This window comes from Kribbella ginsengisoli (assembly GCF_039537185.1).
GTDB lineage: Bacteria > Actinomycetota > Actinomycetes > Propionibacteriales > Kribbellaceae > Kribbella > Kribbella koreensis.
On the sequence record NZ_BAABAA010000009.1, the window covers coordinates 159,678 to 176,211 of the forward strand.

A 16,534-nucleotide genomic window follows, 5' to 3' on the forward strand; every position below is an offset into this window, starting at 1 on the left:
TGATCACATTGGTTGAGATGACGGTGTCAGCTGTAGACTGGGTGGATGCCTACCCGGGCGGAGTCCGCCGCCAGTACTCGTCGTGATCTGCTTGATGCGGCGGCCGAGTTGCTCGACGCTGGTGGGCCTGATGCCGTCACCTTGCGGGAGGTGGGCGCTCGAGCGGGCGTTACCCGGGGTGCGCCGTACCGGCATTTCCCGGACAAGAACAGCCTGATGAACGCCGTCGCCATCGAAGGCTGGGAGCGGGTCGGTGACCAGGTCCACGCCGTCCGCGTCGATCCGGGGCTGTCGGCGACGGAGAAATTGCGCGCTGCCCTCGTCGCCCTGATCAGCGTTGCCCGGCATCAACCACACCTGTACCAATTGATGTGCAGCACGCCCGCCGGCGATCCGGCCGACGCGATCCGTGCGGCTGGGCGATCCCAGGACGAGTTTCGCGACGTCGTGGCCACCGTCGTCGGCGACGAGAACGCCAATCACTACGGCGCGCTCCTGCTGGCCGGCGCGCACGGCATCGCCGGGATGGAGCTGACCGGTTACCTGGCTCCGGACAAATGGCACACCACCGCCGACGAGGTGATAGCCAGCCTGGTCCGCATGGTCAGCGCCGCTGGCCCGGCCACCGGCTAACTTCTGCTGATGGTCTTCTGGCAGCTGACGATCGACGCGAACGACCCCGAACGACTGGCCACTTTCTGGCAGCAAGCGCTCGGCTGGGTTTCGGCACCGCCCGGCGTCGCCGACGGTGAGCCGACGTGGTGGGCGCACTATCGCGGGCGGCTCGGTGGCCGGGACGCCTTCACCGATCGGCTTTTCGATCCGGCGGGGGTCGGGCCGGCGTTGTGGTTCCAGCAGGTGCCCGAGGCGAAGGCCGGCAAGAACCGGCTCCACCTCGACCTCTACCCCACCGCCCGCGACGACTCTCTCAGCCAGGAACGCCGGATCGAACTGATCGACGCCAAAGCCGCCGAGCTGGTCGCCCTCGGCGCCACCGTCAAACACCGCGTCCGCGACGACAACCCGGCCGACCCCGAGTACTACCTGGTCCTCCAAGATCCCGAAGGCAACGAGTTCTGCATCAGCTGACCGCATCAACGACCGGCCGGCCGCCGGTGGCTGGGCATCAGCAGGTTGGCCCAGGGGAACATTTGTTCGAATGTCGGGTATGGTGGGGGCATGGGTGCTGATCTTCAGGCCTCCTTGCTGGATGCGTTCGAGGATCCCGCGTTGGGATCGCTGGACGGGATTCGGCGGACGGAGCTGAGCCAGGGCGCGTGGATCGACGTGCTGCCGCGGTGGCTGACCGGGGCGGACCAGGTGTACGAGCGGCTGGCTGCCGACGTGCCTTGGCGGGACGAGCGGCGGCAGATGTACGACCGGGTCGTCGACGTTCCTCGCTTGCTCTGCTTCTACGGGGAGAACGAGGATCTGCCGTTGCCGATTCTCGATGAGGCGCGGGATCTCCTGAGTGAGCACTACGCGGAGGAGCTCGGCGAGCCGTTTCGGACGGCCGGCTTGTGTTTCTACCGCGATGGGCGCGACAGCGTCGCCTGGCATGGCGACAAGATCGGTCGTGGGAGTCGTGAGGACACGATGGTGGCGATCCTTTCGGTGGGTGAGCCTCGGGTTCTTGCGTTGCGGCCCAAGCCGGGGAGTAACAGCGGGCCGGTGAGTTCGACGATTCGCTATCCGTTGGGGCATGGGGATCTGATCGTGATGGGTGGCAGTTGCCAGCGCACCTGGGAACATGCGATTCCCAAGTCGTCCGGGCACATCGGTCCGCGGATCAGCATCCAGTTCCGCCCCCGAGGCGTCCGCTGACCGAAGGCCCGACAGAGGCGAGCGGTCTGCTCGACAGCGGTGGTGGGCAGGGCGGCCTTGGTCGGATGGGCCGCGTCGGGCTCGGCGGGGGTGGGGTGGGCAAGGGGACGGCGTGGAGTTCGGTCGGGGTGGCGACGTAGAAGGCCAGTAGACGGATTGAGGCTGCCTGGCAGGTTTGGAGGGCGGCTTGGGTCCAGTCGTGGTCTGAGGGCGGGTCGGGCTTGGGGCGGCCCAGGGCGAGGATCAGGGCGCCGTCGGGGCGGCATTGGAGGACCGGGACGAGTGGCGCCAGGGCCCTGATGCAGGACTTGGGTGAGGCGAGTGGGGCGTCTCGCGGTAGGTCGAGAAGGATCGACGTACGGAAGCGGGCTCGGCCGTCGCAGATCAGGGCGGCGAGGACGCCTTGGCGGCGCTCTCCGGCGGTGACGAAGAGGTCGACGGCGTTGGCGGCAAGTACCGGGTCGGTGAGCGGACGGGTGAGCCAGTTGGTGGGCAGGTCGCTGAAGGTCATACCTAGAAGGTGCCGTCGTTTCCTTGCCGATCCGCCGTTGTCCACAGGCCAGTTTCAAGCAGCTCAATTGGCCCATGGAATCTGTGGTGAAGTGGACCTCACAGATGGGCCGGTCGGATCTTAGGCTCGGGGTAACAAAGAGCTGAGGGAGACCGAGATGACCACCACCCGGATCACGAAGAAGGCCGGTTCGCTGCTGCCGCCGGCCGGCGCCGCCCGCAATCTCGCGTTCGCGCAGCTGGCCAACTCGGTGGGTGACGGCGCGTTCATCGTCACCTCCGCGCTCTTCTTCACCCGCGTCGTCGGCCTGTCCACCGCGCAGGTCGGGCTCGGCCTCACGATCGCCTGGCTGGTCGGATTCCTGACCGGCGTACCGCTCGGCAACCTCGCCGACCGCAAGGGTCCGCGCGGCATCGCCATCTTGCTGGCGTTGTCCACCGCGGTCTCGGTCGGCTCGTTCCTCTTCGTCCGCAGCTTCCCGCTGTTCCTGATCGCGGCCATCGCCTACGCGAGCAGCCAGACCGGACTCACCGCCGCTCGCCAGGCTCTACTGGCCGGCCTGGTCCAACCGGCCGAGCGCACGAGGATCCGCGCATTCCTGCAGTCGACGGTCAACGCCGGTCTGGCAGTGGGCGCGGCCTTCGGCGGCGTAGCACTACGGTTCGACACCGCACCGGCGTACCTGACGGTCTTCGCCATCGACGCGGCCAGCTTCCTGATCGCCGCCGCGCTGATCCACCGGGTCCCGGCAGTCCAACCCGTCAAGCTCCGCGTCGCCGGCGAACCCCGCCTCGCAGTACTGCACGACCGCCCGTACGCCGTACTGGCCCTGCTCAACGCGGTGATGCTGATGTTCATGCCGCTGCTCAGCCTGGTCGCCCCGCTGTGGATCGTCGAGCGCACCAACGCTCCTGGCTGGGTCGTCGCCTCACTGCTGATCATCAACACGCTGGGCGTCACGCTCTTCCAGGTACGGATCGCCCGCTCGGTCACCAACCTCCGTACCGCGACCCGCTCGGTCCGCTTCGCCGGTGTCGCGATGCTGGCCGCCTGCGGGGTCTTCGCCCTCTCCGCCATCGGGATGGCCCCCGCCGGCGCAGCCGCAGTACTGGCTATCGCTGCCGCGCTACTGACGCTGGGCGAGATGAAGCTGGCCTCTGGCGCCTGGGAGATCAGCTTCGGCCTGGCCCCCGACGACAAGCAGGGGCAGTACCAGGGCTTCTTCGGAACTGGCCCCGCAGTGGCCCGGATGCTCGGCCCGGCGCTCCTCACCACGCTGGTCCTGGGTTGGGGTCCGGTGGGCTGGATGATCGTCGGCGCCCTGTTCCTGGGGACCAGTGTGGCAACTGGTCCCGCCGTACGATGGGCAGCACGGACACGGTCCGCCGGCCAGGTGACCGAGCCGTCTCTGGAGGAGGAGCAGGCCGCCTGATGGACATCCCCGGACTGGTCGAGATCACCTCGCAGGAAGAGCTGCGCGAGGTGGTCCCGGCGCCATTGCAGGCCACCGCGAACAAGGTACGCAAGGAGCTCCACGAGCTCGACAAGGAGTGGCTGGCCGCGTCGCCGTTCTGCCTGATCGCCACCTCCGCCGCCGACGGGAGCTGCGACGTCTCCCCCAAGGGCGACCCGGCCGGCTTCACCAAGGTGCTGGACGACAGCACGATCGCGATCCCGGAGCGGGCCGGCAACCGGCGGATCGACGGCTTCCTCAACATCGTCACCAACCCGCACGTCGGGCTGATCTACCTGCTGCCGGGGCGCGGCGAGACGCTGCGGATCAACGGCCGGGCCCGGATCGTCAAGGAAGCGCCGTTCTTCGACGAGATGATCGTGAAGGGCAACCGCCCGCAGCTCGCGTTGCTGGTCGAGATCGAGGAGATCTTCCACCACTGCTCGAAGGCGTTCCTGCGCTCGAAGCTGTGGAAGACCGAGAGCTGGAACCCGGAGGCCGTGCCGAGTCGCGCCGAGATCGCCAAGGCGACGGATCGTCAGGACGCTGATCTGGACGAGCTGAAGCGGTACTACGGCAAGAGCTACGAAGAAGGCATCTACAACGTCAAGTACTGAGGTACTGCGGACGGAGCAGTGCGAAGTACTCCGTGGCGACGATGACACCGGACCGGCCGGACCTCTACGGTTCCTAGGGTGAGCACTACCGACCTGATCTCCGACGGCCGCCTCAGGCGGGTGCTGCTGCCTGCGGCCGTCACGATCATCGCGGTGTTCGGATCCTTCGGAGCGTCCAACAACCAGGACGGCCGGCGGCACGGCGACTGGCTCATGGTGGTGCTCGTCATGATCGGCTCCGTGTCGCTCTACTGGCTGCGCAGTCATCCGGTGCCGGTGGTGTGGGCAACGGTCGGCTCGACGCTCGTCTACATGCTGATGCAGTACGGGTACGGGCCGGTCATCTTCAGTTTTGTGATCGCTGTCTTCACGGTGATCAGGACCGGGCATCGGCTGGCCGGCTGGATCGGGCTGGTCACCTTGTATGCCGGGCACGTGCTCGGGCGACTCGTGCTCGGGTTGAGCGGGCAAGGCATTTACCAGGTTCTCCTGGTCGGCACCTGCTTCGTCGTACTGGGGTTCACGGCAGAGTTGTTCCGTGGGCATCGCGAGCGGGTGATGGCAGCCAACAAGACCAGGCGTGAGGCGGAGCTGCGGCGGGCCGGTGAGGAGCGGCTGCGGATCGCGCAGGAGCTGCATGACGTGGTGGCGCATCACATCTCGCTGATCAACGTGCAGGCGTCCACCGCGCTGCATCTGGTTGACCGACAGCCGGAGCAGGCTGGGCCGGCGCTCGCGGCGATCAAGGACGCCAGCAAGGAGGCACTGGTCGAGCTGCGGTCGATTGTCGGCGTACTGCGGCAGTCAGACGAGTCAGCACCACGTCAACCGGTCGCCGGGCTGGACCGGCTCGACCACCTGATCAGCCGTACGTCGATGGCCGGGCTCGAGGTGCACGCGATCGTGCACGGAGACCCGCGCCCGCTCCCGACCAGCCTGGATCGCGCGGCCTTCCGGATCATCCAGGAGTCGCTCACCAACGTCGTACGGCATGCGAAGGCGACTGCTGCGACCGTGCGCATCCAGTACGGCGAGGAGACGCTCGTGCTGCAGGTGGATGACGATGGCTCCGCATTGACGGGGCCGCCACGCGAGGGCAACGGCATCGTCGGCATGCGCGAACGAGCCACCGCCCTGGGCGGCACCCTGACCGCCAGTCGCACGCCGACCGGCGGTCTCCGGATCGTCGCCAACCTCCCGATCTGACGACGACCCTTCGACAAGCTGTCAGGGCAAGCGGACGTGGCCGGGGTTGAGGTCTGCGACCTTGTCGACGCCCAGCAGGGCCATGGTGCGGCGGACCTCGGTGGTGAGGATCTGGGCGGCCTTGGCCACTCCTCGCTCGCCACCGGCCATCAGGCCGTAGAGGTAGGCACGGCCGACCAGGCAAGCGTCGGCACCCAGCGCCAGGGAGGCGACGATGTCGGCGCCGCTCATGATGCCGGTGTCCAGGTAGATCTCGGCGTCCGTGCCGATGGCCTTGCGGACCTCGGGGAGGATCCGGAGCGGCGTGGGAGCCCGGTCCAGCTGGCGGCCACCGTGGTTGGACAGGACGATCGCGTCGGCGCCGGCGTCGACCACGCGGCGGGCGTCTTCGACGGTCTGGATGCCCTTGATGATGAGCGGGCCCTCCCAGATCGAGCGGAGCCAGTTCAGGTCGTCGATGGTCATCGTCGGGTCGAAGAGCTGGTTCAGCAGATCGGCGACCGTACCGCCCCAGCTCGACAGCGAGGCGAAGGTGAGCGGGCGGGTGGTGAGCAGGTTGGCCCACCAGGCCGGGTGCATCGACGCGTCGAGAACCGTCTTGACCGTCAGCGACGGCGGGATGGTGAAACCGTTGCGGACGTCGCGAAGGCGGGCGCCGGCGACCGGTACGTCGACGGTCAGCATCAGCGCTTCGTACCCGGCGGCGGCCGACCGCTTCACCAGGTCCTCGCCGGCCGCGCGGTCCTTCCACACGTACAGCTGGAACCACTTGCGCGCGTCCGGACCGGCCGTGGCGACGTCCTCGATCGAGGTCGTGCCCATCGTCGACAGCGCGTACGGGATGCCGACGTCCTGGGCGACCTTGACCACCGCGCTCTCGCCCTCGTGGTTCATCATCCGGGTGAAGCCGGTCGGCGCGAACGCGAACGGCAGCTCCGAGCGGCGGCCGAGAATCGTCGTCCCGAGATCGATCTCGGAGACGTTGCGCAGGATGGACGGCTGCAACTCCATCTCGCGGAACAGCCGCCGGGCCCGGCTCAGGCTGATCTCGGCCTCCGCGGCACCGTCGGTGTAGTCGAAGACCGAGCGCGGCGTCCGGCGCTTGGCGATCGCGCGCAGGTCGGCGATCGTGAGCGCCTTCTCCAGCCGGCGGTCGGTCGCGTTCAGGGTGACCGGCTTGGCGCGCAGCAGCGGCTTGAGCTCGGACCAGCGGGGTATCTGGCGTTCGGTCATCGGTGCTTCCCTCGACAGCTGGACGGTGTGGTCGGACCACAGCATAGTCTGTGGTCCGACCACAGGGCTACACTCCCGTCTGTGACGAACTGCTCCGTACCGTGCGTACGCCGGTGAAGAACTACGAGCTGGTCCTGAACCGGGTCGAGGCCGATCTCGCGGCCGGGCGGCTGCGGTTGGGTGAGCGGCTGCCTGGAGAGCGCTCCCTGGCGGAGCAGCTCGGGATCAGCCGGCCGTCGGTGCGGGAGGCCGTGCGGGTGCTGGAGGCGATGGGGGTCGTCCGGACTGCGACCGGCTCGGGACCTGAGTCCGGTGCCGTCATCGTCGCCGAGCCGGCGTCGCCGTTGACCGCGTTGCTGCGGTTGCACCTCGCGACGAATCACTTGCCGATGGGCGACATCGTGCAGACGCGCGTACTGCTGGAGTCGTGGACGGCTCGCGAGGCGGCACATCATGCGGGCGCCGGGGATCTGGTGGCGGCTGAGGAGTTGCTGGACCGGATGGATGCTCCGGGGTTGTCGCCGGAGGAGTTCCATCTGCTTGATGCCGAGTTTCATGTGGCGTTGTCGGCGCTGGCGGGGAACGTGCTGATCGCGGCGGTGATGTCGTCGTTGCGTACTGCGATTCACGGGTACGTGCTGGCCGCCGTACCGAATCTGGCGGACTGGGATGCGACGGCGGTGGGGTTGCGGGCCGAGCACCGGGCGATCGTGGGGGCGATTCGGGCCGGCGCGGGTGATGAGGCTGCGGCGCTCATCACCGCGCACATCGAGGGGTTCTATCGGGCGGCTCAGCTTCGCTAGCGGTGTGCTGTCCCGGCGATGAAGGGGATCTTGAGCAGGCCGGGGGCGGTGTAGTGGGTCAGGTCGACGCCGGCGAAGGCGGCTTCGATCTCGGGGGCGAGGTCGCGGCCGGGGTCGCAGCCGCGGTCGACCACGCGGGTGATCGGGGCGATCATCCGTTGCACCCGGCGCAGAGCGCTCCCTGGCGGGGCTGCGACGTGCTCGAGGAAGACGAAGCGGCCGCCGGGGCGTAGTACGCGCCGGATTTCGGCAAGTACCGCGCTCACGTTGTCGACCGAGCACAGCACTGCCGTCGAGAGCACCACGTCGATGCTTGCTGAGGGCAACGGGATTGACTCGGCGTGTGCGTCGAGCACCCGGCGGGCGCCGGTGCCGGGTGCTGCCGCGACGGCTTGGCTAAGGGTGCGACGGGCTCGGGGGTTGGGCTCTAGGCCGATCCAGTCGATGGCGGGTGGGAGGAGGGGGAGGTTGGCGCCTTTACCTGCACCGATCTCCAGGACCTGACCGGTGAGAGTGGCCAGCAAAGTGCGTTTGAGGGGCTGGTAGCCGGGCCAGGTGGTCATGTCGGGGTCCTCAGGCGGTGGGGTTGCAGCGGGCCTTTGTGGAGAGGGCGGTGCGGCGGAGGCCGAGGATGATCAGGCTACCGACCAGGAGGTGGAGGGAGGCTAGTCCGAGTTTGGAGCCGGTGCCGATGCCTGCTGTGAGCGGGCTGGTGAGGGACAGGGCGCAGGCGATGGTGGCGGTGATCGTCCAGGCTTTGCGGGCGGCGATGGTGTTGTGTTCGAGGATGGCGAGCAGGGCCCAGCCGGCCAGGGACATCGCGAGTGAGGCGATGAGGACCGAGGGGGCGCCGATGTGGACGGTGCTGCCTTGTTTGGCCTCGAGGGTGAGGTTGAAGGCCTGGGTGAGGACGGCCCACCAGGCGACGGCGACGACGGTGGTGGTTCCGGCGACCGCAAGCCGGCTACGGCCGGGGACGCGGGTAGGGCTGGCTGTTGTGGCGCTTTGGGTTGTGGTCATGGCGTAAGGATTGGCCGGGGTGTGGGGTGGGGGCATCGGTCTGGGGGCTGGGGTGGGGTGGTCTGTGGTCGGTGCGGTATCTACTTTGGTCGGTGGTGGGTCGGAGCGGGGCGGCTTATGGTCGGCGGCATGGAGGAGATCTGCGCGGCGTCCGGGCGTGATCGCTGGGCCAACGTCATTGCGGTGACTGCTGTCGGGGCGCTGTCGGGGATGACGATCTTCGGGCGGCAGGCGGGAGATCTGCAGCCGGGGTGGTTGGCTCTCGATGTCGTGGTCGGGATTGTTGCTTGTGGCCTCATTCCGGTGCTTGGGCGATACCCGGTGCAGGGGGCGCTGGCGCAGGCTGCGTTGGCGATGCTCTCCCCCGCCGCGACACCGCCGTCGACGGTCGGCACGTTGACCGTCGCGCAGCGTCGTCCGGTAAAGACGGCCGCGCTTGTGGCTGCGGCCGGTGTTGTCGGCCACTTTGTTCAAGAGCTCTGGCGGCCGATCAATGGGCTCGATCTGGGCTGGTTCATCGTGCTGGACGTCGCCGTCCATGCCGCACTGCTGGGCTGGGGACAGTGGATGCAGGCCCGCCGGCAATTGCTCAATTCGCTGCGAGAGCGCGCTCTCCGGGCTGAGAACGAGCAAGGGCGGCGGGTCGCTGAGGCGCGGACGTTGGAGCGGACGAAGATGGCGCGCGAGATGCATGACGTGCTGGCGCATCGACTGTCGTTGCTTGCTACGTATGCCGGGGCGCTCGAGTACCGTCCGGATTCTTCGCCGGAGAAGCTTGCGAAGGCTGCCGGGGTGATTCGGACTGGGGTGCATCAGGCGCTGGAAGAGTTGCGCGAGGTGATCAGTGTGCTGCGCGACAGCGAGATCGACGAGCTTCCGGGTGGGCGACCGCAGCCGACGTTCGGGGATCTTGCTGGGCTGGTGGCTGAGTCGCGGGATGCAGGTACGGAGATCCGGTACGCCGAAACCGTCGCCGCGGCAGAATCGTTGCCACCGGCAACCGGGCGGACGGCGTACCGGGTGGTGCAGGAAGGGCTGACGAACGCGCGCAAGCATGCGGCCGGGCATCCTGTCACGCTGGTCGTCGACGGTAAGCCTGGTGAGTCGTTGCGGATCGAGCTCAGCAACCCGAGCGGGAACGGGGTGCCGCTCGCGCCGGGGAGCGGTACCGGGCTGGTCGGGCTGACCGAGCGCGTGCACCTCGCAGGCGGAACGCTTGACCACGGCCGCGCACCCGACGGCCGCTTCCGGCTGGAAGCGTCACTCCCGTGGCCGCTGTGAGTCCCGCTACGGTGGCCGATGTGAGCGAGACGATTCGGGTGTTGGTGGTTGATGACGATGCGTTGGTGCGGGCCAGTTTGGAGATGATGCTGGACGGGGCCAACGGGATCTCGGTGGTCGCTCAGGCTGCTGATGGGGACGAGGTGCCGGGGGCGGTCGATGCACATTTTCCGGATCTGGTGCTGATGGATCTGCGGATGCCGCGGGTGGACGGGATCGTCGCGACGCGGCGGTTGCGGGCGCGGAAGAACCCGCCGGAGGTGATCGTGCTGACGACCTTCGATACCGATGAGAACGTGCTGCACGCGTTGCGCGCCGGGGCCAGTGGGTTTCTGTTGAAGGACACGCCGCCGGCGCGGATCGTCGAGGCGGTGCGGCGGGTGGCGGCGGGTGATCCGATTCTGTCGCCGGCCATCACGCGGCGGTTGATGGATCAGGCTGCTACCCAGGCTGATGCGCATACGCGGGCCCAGGAGGCGTTCGCTCGGTTGTCGCCGCGGGAGTACGACGTGATGCTGGCGGTCGCGCAGGGCAAGGCGAACGCGGACATCGCGACCGAGCTGTACATGAGCGTAGCGACGGTGAAGGCGCACATCTCGCACATCCTCGGCAAGCTCGAACTCGGCAACCGCACCCAGATCGCCCTCCTCGCCCACGACGCCGGCCTCGCCTGAACCGCCGGCAGCCACACCGCCTCGTCGACCAAACCGGCCCTGACCGGCGGATGCTCTAGCGTGGGCGCATGATCCGGGTGTTGCTGGCTGATGATCAGGCGTTGGTGCGGGCGGGGTTTCGGTCTTTGCTGAATGCGGAGGACGACATCACCGTGGTCGGCGAGGTTGCCGACGGGGCCGCGGCGTTCGAGCTGGCCAAAGCGGAGAAGCCGGACGTCGTGTTGATGGATATCCGGATGCCGGGGATGGACGGGCTCGAGGCGACCAAGTTGATCGGCGCCGAGGAAGCGCTCTCCGAGGTCCACGTGGTGATCCTGACGACCTTCGACCTGGACGAGTACGTGTTCGAGGCGCTTCGGGTCGGGGCCAGTGGGTTCCTGGTCAAGGACACTGAGCCGGTTGAGTTGCTGCAGGCTGTTCGGGTGGTTGCCCGGGGCGATGCCTTGCTCTCCCCTGGCGTGACCCGGCGGCTGGTTGCCGAGTTTGCAAGTAGGAGCCGGCAGCCGCATGCGAGCAAAGAGCTTGATGTACTGACGGATCGCGAGCGGGAGATCGTCGCTCTGGTCGGAGAGGGCCTCTCCAACGACGAGATCGCCCAGCGGCTTGTGCTCAGCCCGGCCACCGCCAAGACCCACGTCAGCCGCGCGATGGTGAAACTGGGCGTCCGCGACCGGGCCCAGCTCGTGGTCATGGCCTACCAGACCGGCCTCGTCCGTCCAGGCTGGCTCGGCTGACCCCTCACTACCTGACGTACACTGTTCGTTGGTCGAACGGTGTTCGTGATGAGGAGTGGTGAGGGTGGCGAAGGTGACGGTCTTCGGGGCCGGTGGTGGCACCGGGCGGCAGATTGTTGAGGAGGCCAGGTCGGCCGGGCATGAGGTGACAGCGGCGGTACGCGATCCGGCGAAGGTGACGCTGGACGGAGTGCGGGTGGTCGCGGCCGACATCCGCGACGCGGCCAGCGTGCAAGCGGCAGTCGCGGAACAGGACGCGGTGGTGAGCGCGGTGGGTGCACCGGGTCGGCGAGCGCTTGGGCTGTACTCAGAGGGCGGGCGATCGCTGGTGGCCGCGATGGAGTCAGCCGGAGTAGATCGACTGATCGCGATCACCTCCGCCGGAGTACGGCACGACGATCCGAGTTTCCCGCTCTGGTACCGATTGGCCGCCCGGACGCTGATGCGCGAGCAGTACGGCGACATGGCGCGGCTGGAGGAGATCGTACGGGCGAGCAATCTCGAGTGGACGCTGGTTCGGCCGACGCGGCTGGTCGATGAGGAACCGGCCGGCGACTATCGGGTCCAGGATGCCGCGACACCCAAGGGTGGTTCGCAGGTGAGTCGTGCGGAGCTGGCGCGGTTCATCGTCGGGGAGCTCGACAAACGCGAATGGATCAAGGCGACACCTACTGTCGCGAGGTAGTTCTCTACTCCTCGTGAGGTAGCCGCGGTCACTCCCGGTGGGCGACGCGGCGAGCATGCCCTGACCGGCACTGTCTTAGGCATGAACGCAACTGCTGCTCCGCTGGTCGAGGTCTCGGGCCTGACCAAACGCTACGGCGACACCTTGGCTGTCGACGGTGTCGATCTGACTGTCCTGCCCGGTGAGGTCTATGGCTTTCTCGGGCCCAACGGCGCCGGCAAGACCACCACGCTGCGGATCCTGACCGGTCTGATCTGTCCGACGAGCGGTACGGTCCGCGTGCTCGGCGGCGCGCCCGGCCAGGCACAGGTGCTCGCCCGGACCGGCTCGATGATCGAGTCGCCCGCCTTCTATCCGTACCTTTCCGGGCTCGACAATCTCCGCGTTCTCGCCGAGTACGCCGACGTGCCCCGCCCCCGCATCGACGAAGTACTCGCCCTCGTCGACCTGGCCGACCGAGCCCGCGACCGCTTCTCGACGTACTCGCTCGGCATGAAGCAGCGACTCGGTGTCGCCGCGGCTCTCCTCAAGGATCCCGAGCTGGTCATCCTCGACGAACCGACCAACGGTCTCGACCCGGCCGGCATGCGCGACATGCGCCGGCTCATCCGCGAGCTCGGCGCGGACGGCCGGACCGTCCTGCTGTCCAGTCATCTGCTCGGTGAGGTACAGCAGATCTGCGACCGCGTCGGCATCATCAGCGAAGGCCGGATGGTCGCCGAGCACACCGTCGACGAGCTACGGACCGAGCAGGAGCTGGTGATCCGGGCGACACCCCGAGAGAACGCTCGCTCGCTCCTCATCGAGGCGCTCGGCGCCGCCGCTGTCCACCTGTACGACGAAACGCTGCGGGTCAAGGTCGCGCCCGACCGCGCCGCTGAGGTGAACCGCCTGCTGGTCGACGCCGGGATCGCGGTCTCCGAGCTGCACAGCACAGAACGCGCTCTCGAGGACGTCTTCTTCGAGCTGACCACGACCACGGACAAGGAGAAGACCCATGCTGGGTAGTTATCGCGCCGAGCTGCTCAAGCTCCGCAAACGATCCGCCGTCTGGGTGCTGTTCGGAGCCGGCCTCGTCCTGAGCCTGATCTTCGGGTACCTCCTGCCCTACCTCGGCTATGTGACCGGCGACGACAACCCGCAGACCAACGGCGTCCCCCGCGCCGAGGTACTCCGCGGAGTCCTGCCGGAGCGCGTGATGGACAACACGATCGGCGGCTTCCCGGTCTTCGCGGGAGCGCTCGCTCTGGTCCTCGGCGCGATCGTGGTCGGCGGCGAGTACACCTGGGGAACGCTGAAGACCATCCTCACCCAGCGCCCCGGCCGCGGCACCCTGCTCGGCGGTCAACTGCTCGGCCTGCTGACCATGCTGGCCGTCTGGGTGCTCGGCATCTTCGCCGCCTGCGCCCTGTGCAGTATCGGGATCGCCGCGGCCGAGAACGCGCCGATGGACTGGCCGAGCGCCGGCGCCCTGCTCAAAGGACTGGGCGGCGGCTGGCTCGTCCTCAGTTCCTGGTGCCTGGCCGGCGCGTTACTAGCCGTTGCCTTCCGCAACGTTGCCCTGCCGATCGGGCTCGGTGTCGTGTGGATCCTCGGGATCGAGACGCTGCTGGCCGGGGTGGTCAACAGCCTGCTCCCCGATCTCCACGTCCTGTCCGACGCGCTGCCGGGTACCAACGCCGGAGCGCTGGTGTTCAGCGTGACGGGGATGAGTTCGGCGGACGCGCCTCCCGGAGTACGGGATGCCGTGTCGGGAGATCGCGCTCTCCTGACCGTACTCGGCTACGCCGCCGTCTTCGTCGTACTGGCCGTCGTCACCACCCGGCGCCGGGACGTCAGCTGAGCTTGAGCCCCGCGTGGCTGAGGCACAGCTCGCAGAACATCGCGTTGGCCCAGGAGAACCACTCGCGGGTGAAGTTGGCCGGGTCGTCGGTGTGGAAGGACTCGTGCATCTGCCCGGTCCCGCCAGTGGTGTCGCGCAGCAGTTCGAGCAGCTGCTGCCGCTCGTCGGCCGACGTGCTGGTCAGGCCCTGGACGGCCAGCGCGATCGGCCAGATGTGGTCCGGCGGAGTGTGCGGGCTGCCGATCCCGGCACCATGAGTACCGCTGTAGTAGTACGGGTTCTCCGGGCTGAGCAGCAGCGAACGGGTCGCCAGGTACGTCGGATCATCGGCCGCGGCGAACCCCGTCATCGGCGCCGACAGCAGGCTTGGCATGTTCGCGTCGTCCATCAGCAACCGCTCCCCCGTGCCGTCCACCTCGTAGGCGTAGACCCGGCCGAGCGTCGGGTGGTCGACCGTGCCGAACTGCGCGATCCCGTCGTCGATGGTGGCCTTGAGCTCCTTGGCGCGATCGCCGAGCGCGGCATCGTCGAGTACCTCGCTCGCGATCGCCTCCAGGTAACCGAGGACGACCGAGGCGAACATGTTGCCGGGCACGTTGAACCCGTGCTCGGTCGCGTCGTCACTCGGCCGGAAAGCGCTCCATGACATGCCGGTCCGCTGAGTCGGCTGCCCGAGACCGTCGCGGATGAGCGAGTCGCTCGGCCGATCGTCGTGCCGCTGGAACCGGTACGGCGACTTGGCGTCATGGTCCCGCTCGGTCTCCAGTACTTCGAGAGCCGCGACCGCCGCCACCCGGAAGCGGTCGTCGATGACGTCCTTGCGGCCGGTGATCCGCCACAGCCGGTAGGCCAGCTCGATCGGGTAACACAGCGAGTCGATCTCGTACTTGCGTTCCCACACCCACGGCGACATCTCGGTCTCGTCGGTGGTGTGGCCGGCGCCGTTCGCCGTCTTGTTGAAGGCGTTCGCGTACGGGTCGAGAGCGATGTACTCGAGCTGCCGGTGCAGGACGCCGATCAGCACGTCCTGCAGCGCCGGGTCGTCGGCGCAGAGCACCAGGTAGGGCCGCAGCTGGGCGGCGGAGTCACGCAACCACATCGCGGGGATGTCACCGGTCAGCACGAACGTCGTACCGTCCGGCAGCCGTTCCGCGACGGCGGGCAGGTTCTCCGCCATCGACCGGTGGAACATGTCCGCGATCACCTGGTCGCCGGTCGCCTGGCGGACCTTCTCGGTGGCACGGGCGAGTACCTCGGGATCGATACCGGTCATCAAGACATCAACCTTTCAGCGGACCCGACTACGACAGATGGAGCGCTCTCTGCGGGTCCGAGCAGGAGCACTGAGGGGTTGGGAGAGAACGTGTGGTCGAGCACCAGGCTGGCGGCGCCGACCGCACCGACGTCCGCGCCGAGCGCGGTCCCGGTGACGGCGAAAGGATGGACGGAGCGAACCAGGAAGCGCTCTTCCAGCGCGGCCCGGACGGCCTCGTCGAAGAAGGGCGCGAGCTGGTCCCAGTGCGGGCCGCCGAACACGACGCGTTCCAGGTCGAGCAGGTTGGCGATGTCCTCGACCACCTTGGCGATCCGCTCGGCCAGCGCGGCGATCAGCTCGCGCGCCACCTTGCCGCCGGGCAGGTCGGCATCCGCCGCAGCCTGGTCGCACAGTTCGGCGAAGGCGACGTCGACGGCGTGCCGGTCGTCGAGATCGATGCCCTTGGCAAGTACTCCGGCGTGGATCCCTTGCTGGACGAGATAGCGTGGCTGGCTGGTCTCGCCGACACAGCCGCGGCGTCCGCAGAAACACACCGGGCCGTCGGGATCGACCATCACGTGGCCGATCTCGCCGACGTTGCTGCTCGAACCGCGGACCACCTCGTCGCCGATCACCAGGCCGGCGCCTACCCCGGTACCGAGGTAGAAGAAGACGAAACTGCCACGACCGTTCGGGCCGCCGGCCCACTTCTCGGCAGACGCCGCGGCGGTGACGTCCTTGTCCAGCAGGACCGGCAGGCCGGTCAGCACGCGCAGGGTGTCGCGCAACGGAACCAGATGCCAGGCGCTCAGGTTCGGCGGGTTCACCACGACGCCGCGCTCGACGTCGATCGGCCCGGGCGCGGCGATGCCGACGCCGACCACGCGTTCACGCGGCGCGCCGGCTTCGGCGATGACCTGCTCGACTGTGGCAGCGATTCCCGCAATGAGTACGTCGGGATCGTCGGACGCCGGTGTCTCCGCTCGGCGGCGGGCGACGACCTGCCCGGTCAGATCGAGCACGACCGTGGTGACGACGGCCGGGTCGAGGTGCACACCGACGGCGTACTGGCCGGTGGGCTCGAGTTCGAGGAGGGTGCGCGGTTTGCCGAGGCCGGCGCTCTTCTGCCGGCCGGCCTCGCGGACCAGGCCGGCGTCGAGCAATCGGCGGGTGATGTTGGAGATGGCCTGCCCGGACAGTCCGGTGGCGGCCGCGATCTCGACCCGGCTCAGCCGTTCGTCGGCTCGCCGGATCGCATCCAGCACCACCGTGTCGTTGAAGCCACCCACGCGATCGAGATTGGTACCCCGGCGTACTACGGCCGGCGGCTGGTCGCTGCTCACCACTCCCCCTGTCTCCACTGCCCCACGCACCCCTGCCCCCCACACCCCTGCT

Annotated in this window: 19 protein-coding genes; 13 read left to right on the plus strand and 6 right to left on the minus strand. The window is 68.2% G+C overall.

Annotated features, from left to right (window positions below; genetic code table 11):
* Positions 1-45: 45 nt before the first annotated feature.
* The 3 genes from ABD768_RS29730 to ABD768_RS29740 all read left to right on the plus strand — a co-directional run bounded on the left by ABD768_RS29730 (position 46) and on the right by ABD768_RS29740 (position 1,824).
* On the plus strand, positions 46-633 hold the full coding sequence (locus ABD768_RS29730) for a TetR/AcrR family transcriptional regulator (protein WP_343965729.1): 588 nt from the start codon (positions 46-48) through the stop codon (positions 631-633).
* A gap of 9 nt (positions 634-642) precedes the next feature.
* Entirely contained in the window at positions 643-1,089 is a 447-nt protein-coding gene (locus ABD768_RS29735) for a VOC family protein (RefSeq protein ID WP_344846186.1), read from the plus strand.
* Between the two features lie 90 nt (positions 1,090-1,179).
* Positions 1,180-1,824, plus strand: coding sequence for an alpha-ketoglutarate-dependent dioxygenase AlkB (locus tag ABD768_RS29740; protein ID WP_343965732.1), 645 nt, complete (start codon positions 1,180-1,182; stop codon positions 1,822-1,824).
* Here the strand turns inward: ABD768_RS29740 and ABD768_RS29745 are convergent.
* The gene (locus ABD768_RS29745) at positions 1,790-2,335 is read right to left on the minus strand and encodes a hypothetical protein (protein WP_344846188.1); all 546 of its coding nucleotides are present in this window, start codon (positions 2,333-2,335) and stop codon (positions 1,790-1,792) included. The two genes, ABD768_RS29740 and ABD768_RS29745, sit on opposite strands and share 35 nt — an antisense overlap.
* A 157-nt stretch (positions 2,336-2,492) precedes the next feature.
* Here ABD768_RS29745 and ABD768_RS29750 point away from each other — a divergent pair, with 157 nt between their 5' ends.
* The 3 genes from ABD768_RS29750 (at position 2,493) to ABD768_RS29760 (ending at position 5,611) form a co-directional block, all read left to right on the plus strand.
* On the plus strand, positions 2,493-3,767 hold the full coding sequence (locus tag ABD768_RS29750) for an MFS transporter (protein WP_344846190.1): 1,275 nt from the start codon (positions 2,493-2,495) through the stop codon (positions 3,765-3,767).
* Entirely contained in the window at positions 3,767-4,405 is a 639-nt protein-coding gene (locus ABD768_RS29755) for a pyridoxamine 5'-phosphate oxidase family protein (RefSeq protein WP_343965738.1), read from the plus strand. The genes ABD768_RS29750 and ABD768_RS29755 overlap by 1 nt, the downstream gene beginning before the upstream one ends.
* A 78-nt stretch (positions 4,406-4,483) precedes the next feature.
* Entirely contained in the window at positions 4,484-5,611 is a 1,128-nt protein-coding gene (locus tag ABD768_RS29760) for a sensor histidine kinase (RefSeq protein ID WP_344846192.1), read from the plus strand.
* A 21-nt stretch (positions 5,612-5,632) separates the two neighbouring features.
* On the opposite strand, the gene ABD768_RS29765 is transcribed toward ABD768_RS29760, so the two are convergent.
* The gene (locus ABD768_RS29765) at positions 5,633-6,844 is read right to left on the minus strand and encodes an alpha-hydroxy acid oxidase (protein ID WP_343965743.1); all 1,212 of its coding nucleotides are present in this window, start codon (positions 6,842-6,844) and stop codon (positions 5,633-5,635) included.
* Positions 6,845-6,957: 113 nt separating this feature from the next.
* Here ABD768_RS29765 and ABD768_RS29770 point away from each other — a divergent pair, with 113 nt between their 5' ends.
* Entirely contained in the window at positions 6,958-7,647 is a 690-nt protein-coding gene (locus tag ABD768_RS29770; RefSeq protein ID WP_343965745.1) for a FadR/GntR family transcriptional regulator, read from the plus strand.
* Here the strand turns inward: ABD768_RS29770 and ABD768_RS29775 are convergent.
* The gene (locus ABD768_RS29775) at positions 7,644-8,210 is read right to left on the minus strand and encodes a class I SAM-dependent methyltransferase (RefSeq protein WP_344846195.1); all 567 of its coding nucleotides are present in this window, start codon (positions 8,208-8,210) and stop codon (positions 7,644-7,646) included. The genes ABD768_RS29770 and ABD768_RS29775 overlap by 4 nt on opposite strands.
* A gap of 10 nt (positions 8,211-8,220) precedes the next feature.
* Positions 8,221-8,667, minus strand: coding sequence for a DUF6069 family protein (locus ABD768_RS29780; protein WP_344846197.1), 447 nt, complete (start codon positions 8,665-8,667; stop codon positions 8,221-8,223).
* A gap of 129 nt (positions 8,668-8,796) precedes the next feature.
* On the opposite strand from ABD768_RS29780, the gene ABD768_RS29785 reads away from it, so the two are divergent.
* The 6 genes from ABD768_RS29785 (at position 8,797) to ABD768_RS29810 (ending at position 13,884) form a co-directional block, all read left to right on the plus strand.
* Positions 8,797-9,948 (plus strand): sensor histidine kinase, encoded by a 1,152-nt coding sequence (locus ABD768_RS29785; protein ID WP_344846199.1) that lies wholly within the window; start codon positions 8,797-8,799, stop codon positions 9,946-9,948.
* Positions 9,949-10,031: 83 nt separating this feature from the next.
* Positions 10,032-10,622: a response regulator gene (locus ABD768_RS29790; RefSeq protein ID WP_425552064.1), complete on the plus strand. Its 591-nt coding sequence runs from the start codon at positions 10,032-10,034 to the stop codon at positions 10,620-10,622.
* Positions 10,623-10,690: 68 nt separating this feature from the next.
* A complete protein-coding gene (locus ABD768_RS29795; RefSeq protein ID WP_344846201.1) occupies positions 10,691-11,356 on the plus strand; it encodes a response regulator in 666 nt (221 codons plus the stop codon).
* A gap of 64 nt (positions 11,357-11,420) precedes the next feature.
* Entirely contained in the window at positions 11,421-12,041 is a 621-nt protein-coding gene (locus ABD768_RS29800) for an NAD(P)-dependent oxidoreductase (RefSeq protein ID WP_344846203.1), read from the plus strand.
* Between the two features lie 81 nt (positions 12,042-12,122).
* Positions 12,123-13,049: an ABC transporter ATP-binding protein gene (locus ABD768_RS29805; protein ID WP_344846205.1), complete on the plus strand. Its 927-nt coding sequence runs from the start codon at positions 12,123-12,125 to the stop codon at positions 13,047-13,049.
* Entirely contained in the window at positions 13,039-13,884 is an 846-nt protein-coding gene (locus ABD768_RS29810) for an ABC transporter permease (protein ID WP_344846207.1), read from the plus strand. Before ABD768_RS29805 ends, ABD768_RS29810 begins: the two co-directional genes overlap by 11 nt.
* On the opposite strand, the gene ABD768_RS29815 is transcribed toward ABD768_RS29810, so the two are convergent.
* The gene (locus ABD768_RS29815; protein ID WP_344846209.1) at positions 13,877-15,157 is read right to left on the minus strand and encodes a glycoside hydrolase family 125 protein; all 1,281 of its coding nucleotides are present in this window, start codon (positions 15,155-15,157) and stop codon (positions 13,877-13,879) included. The two genes, ABD768_RS29810 and ABD768_RS29815, sit on opposite strands and share 8 nt — an antisense overlap.
* Positions 15,157-16,482 carry an ROK family transcriptional regulator gene (locus ABD768_RS29820; protein WP_344846211.1) on the minus strand — a complete coding sequence of 442 codons (1,326 nt, stop codon included), beginning with the start codon at positions 16,480-16,482 and terminating at the stop codon, positions 15,157-15,159. The genes ABD768_RS29815 and ABD768_RS29820 overlap by 1 nt, the downstream gene beginning before the upstream one ends.
* Positions 16,483-16,534: the final 52 nt, after the last annotated feature.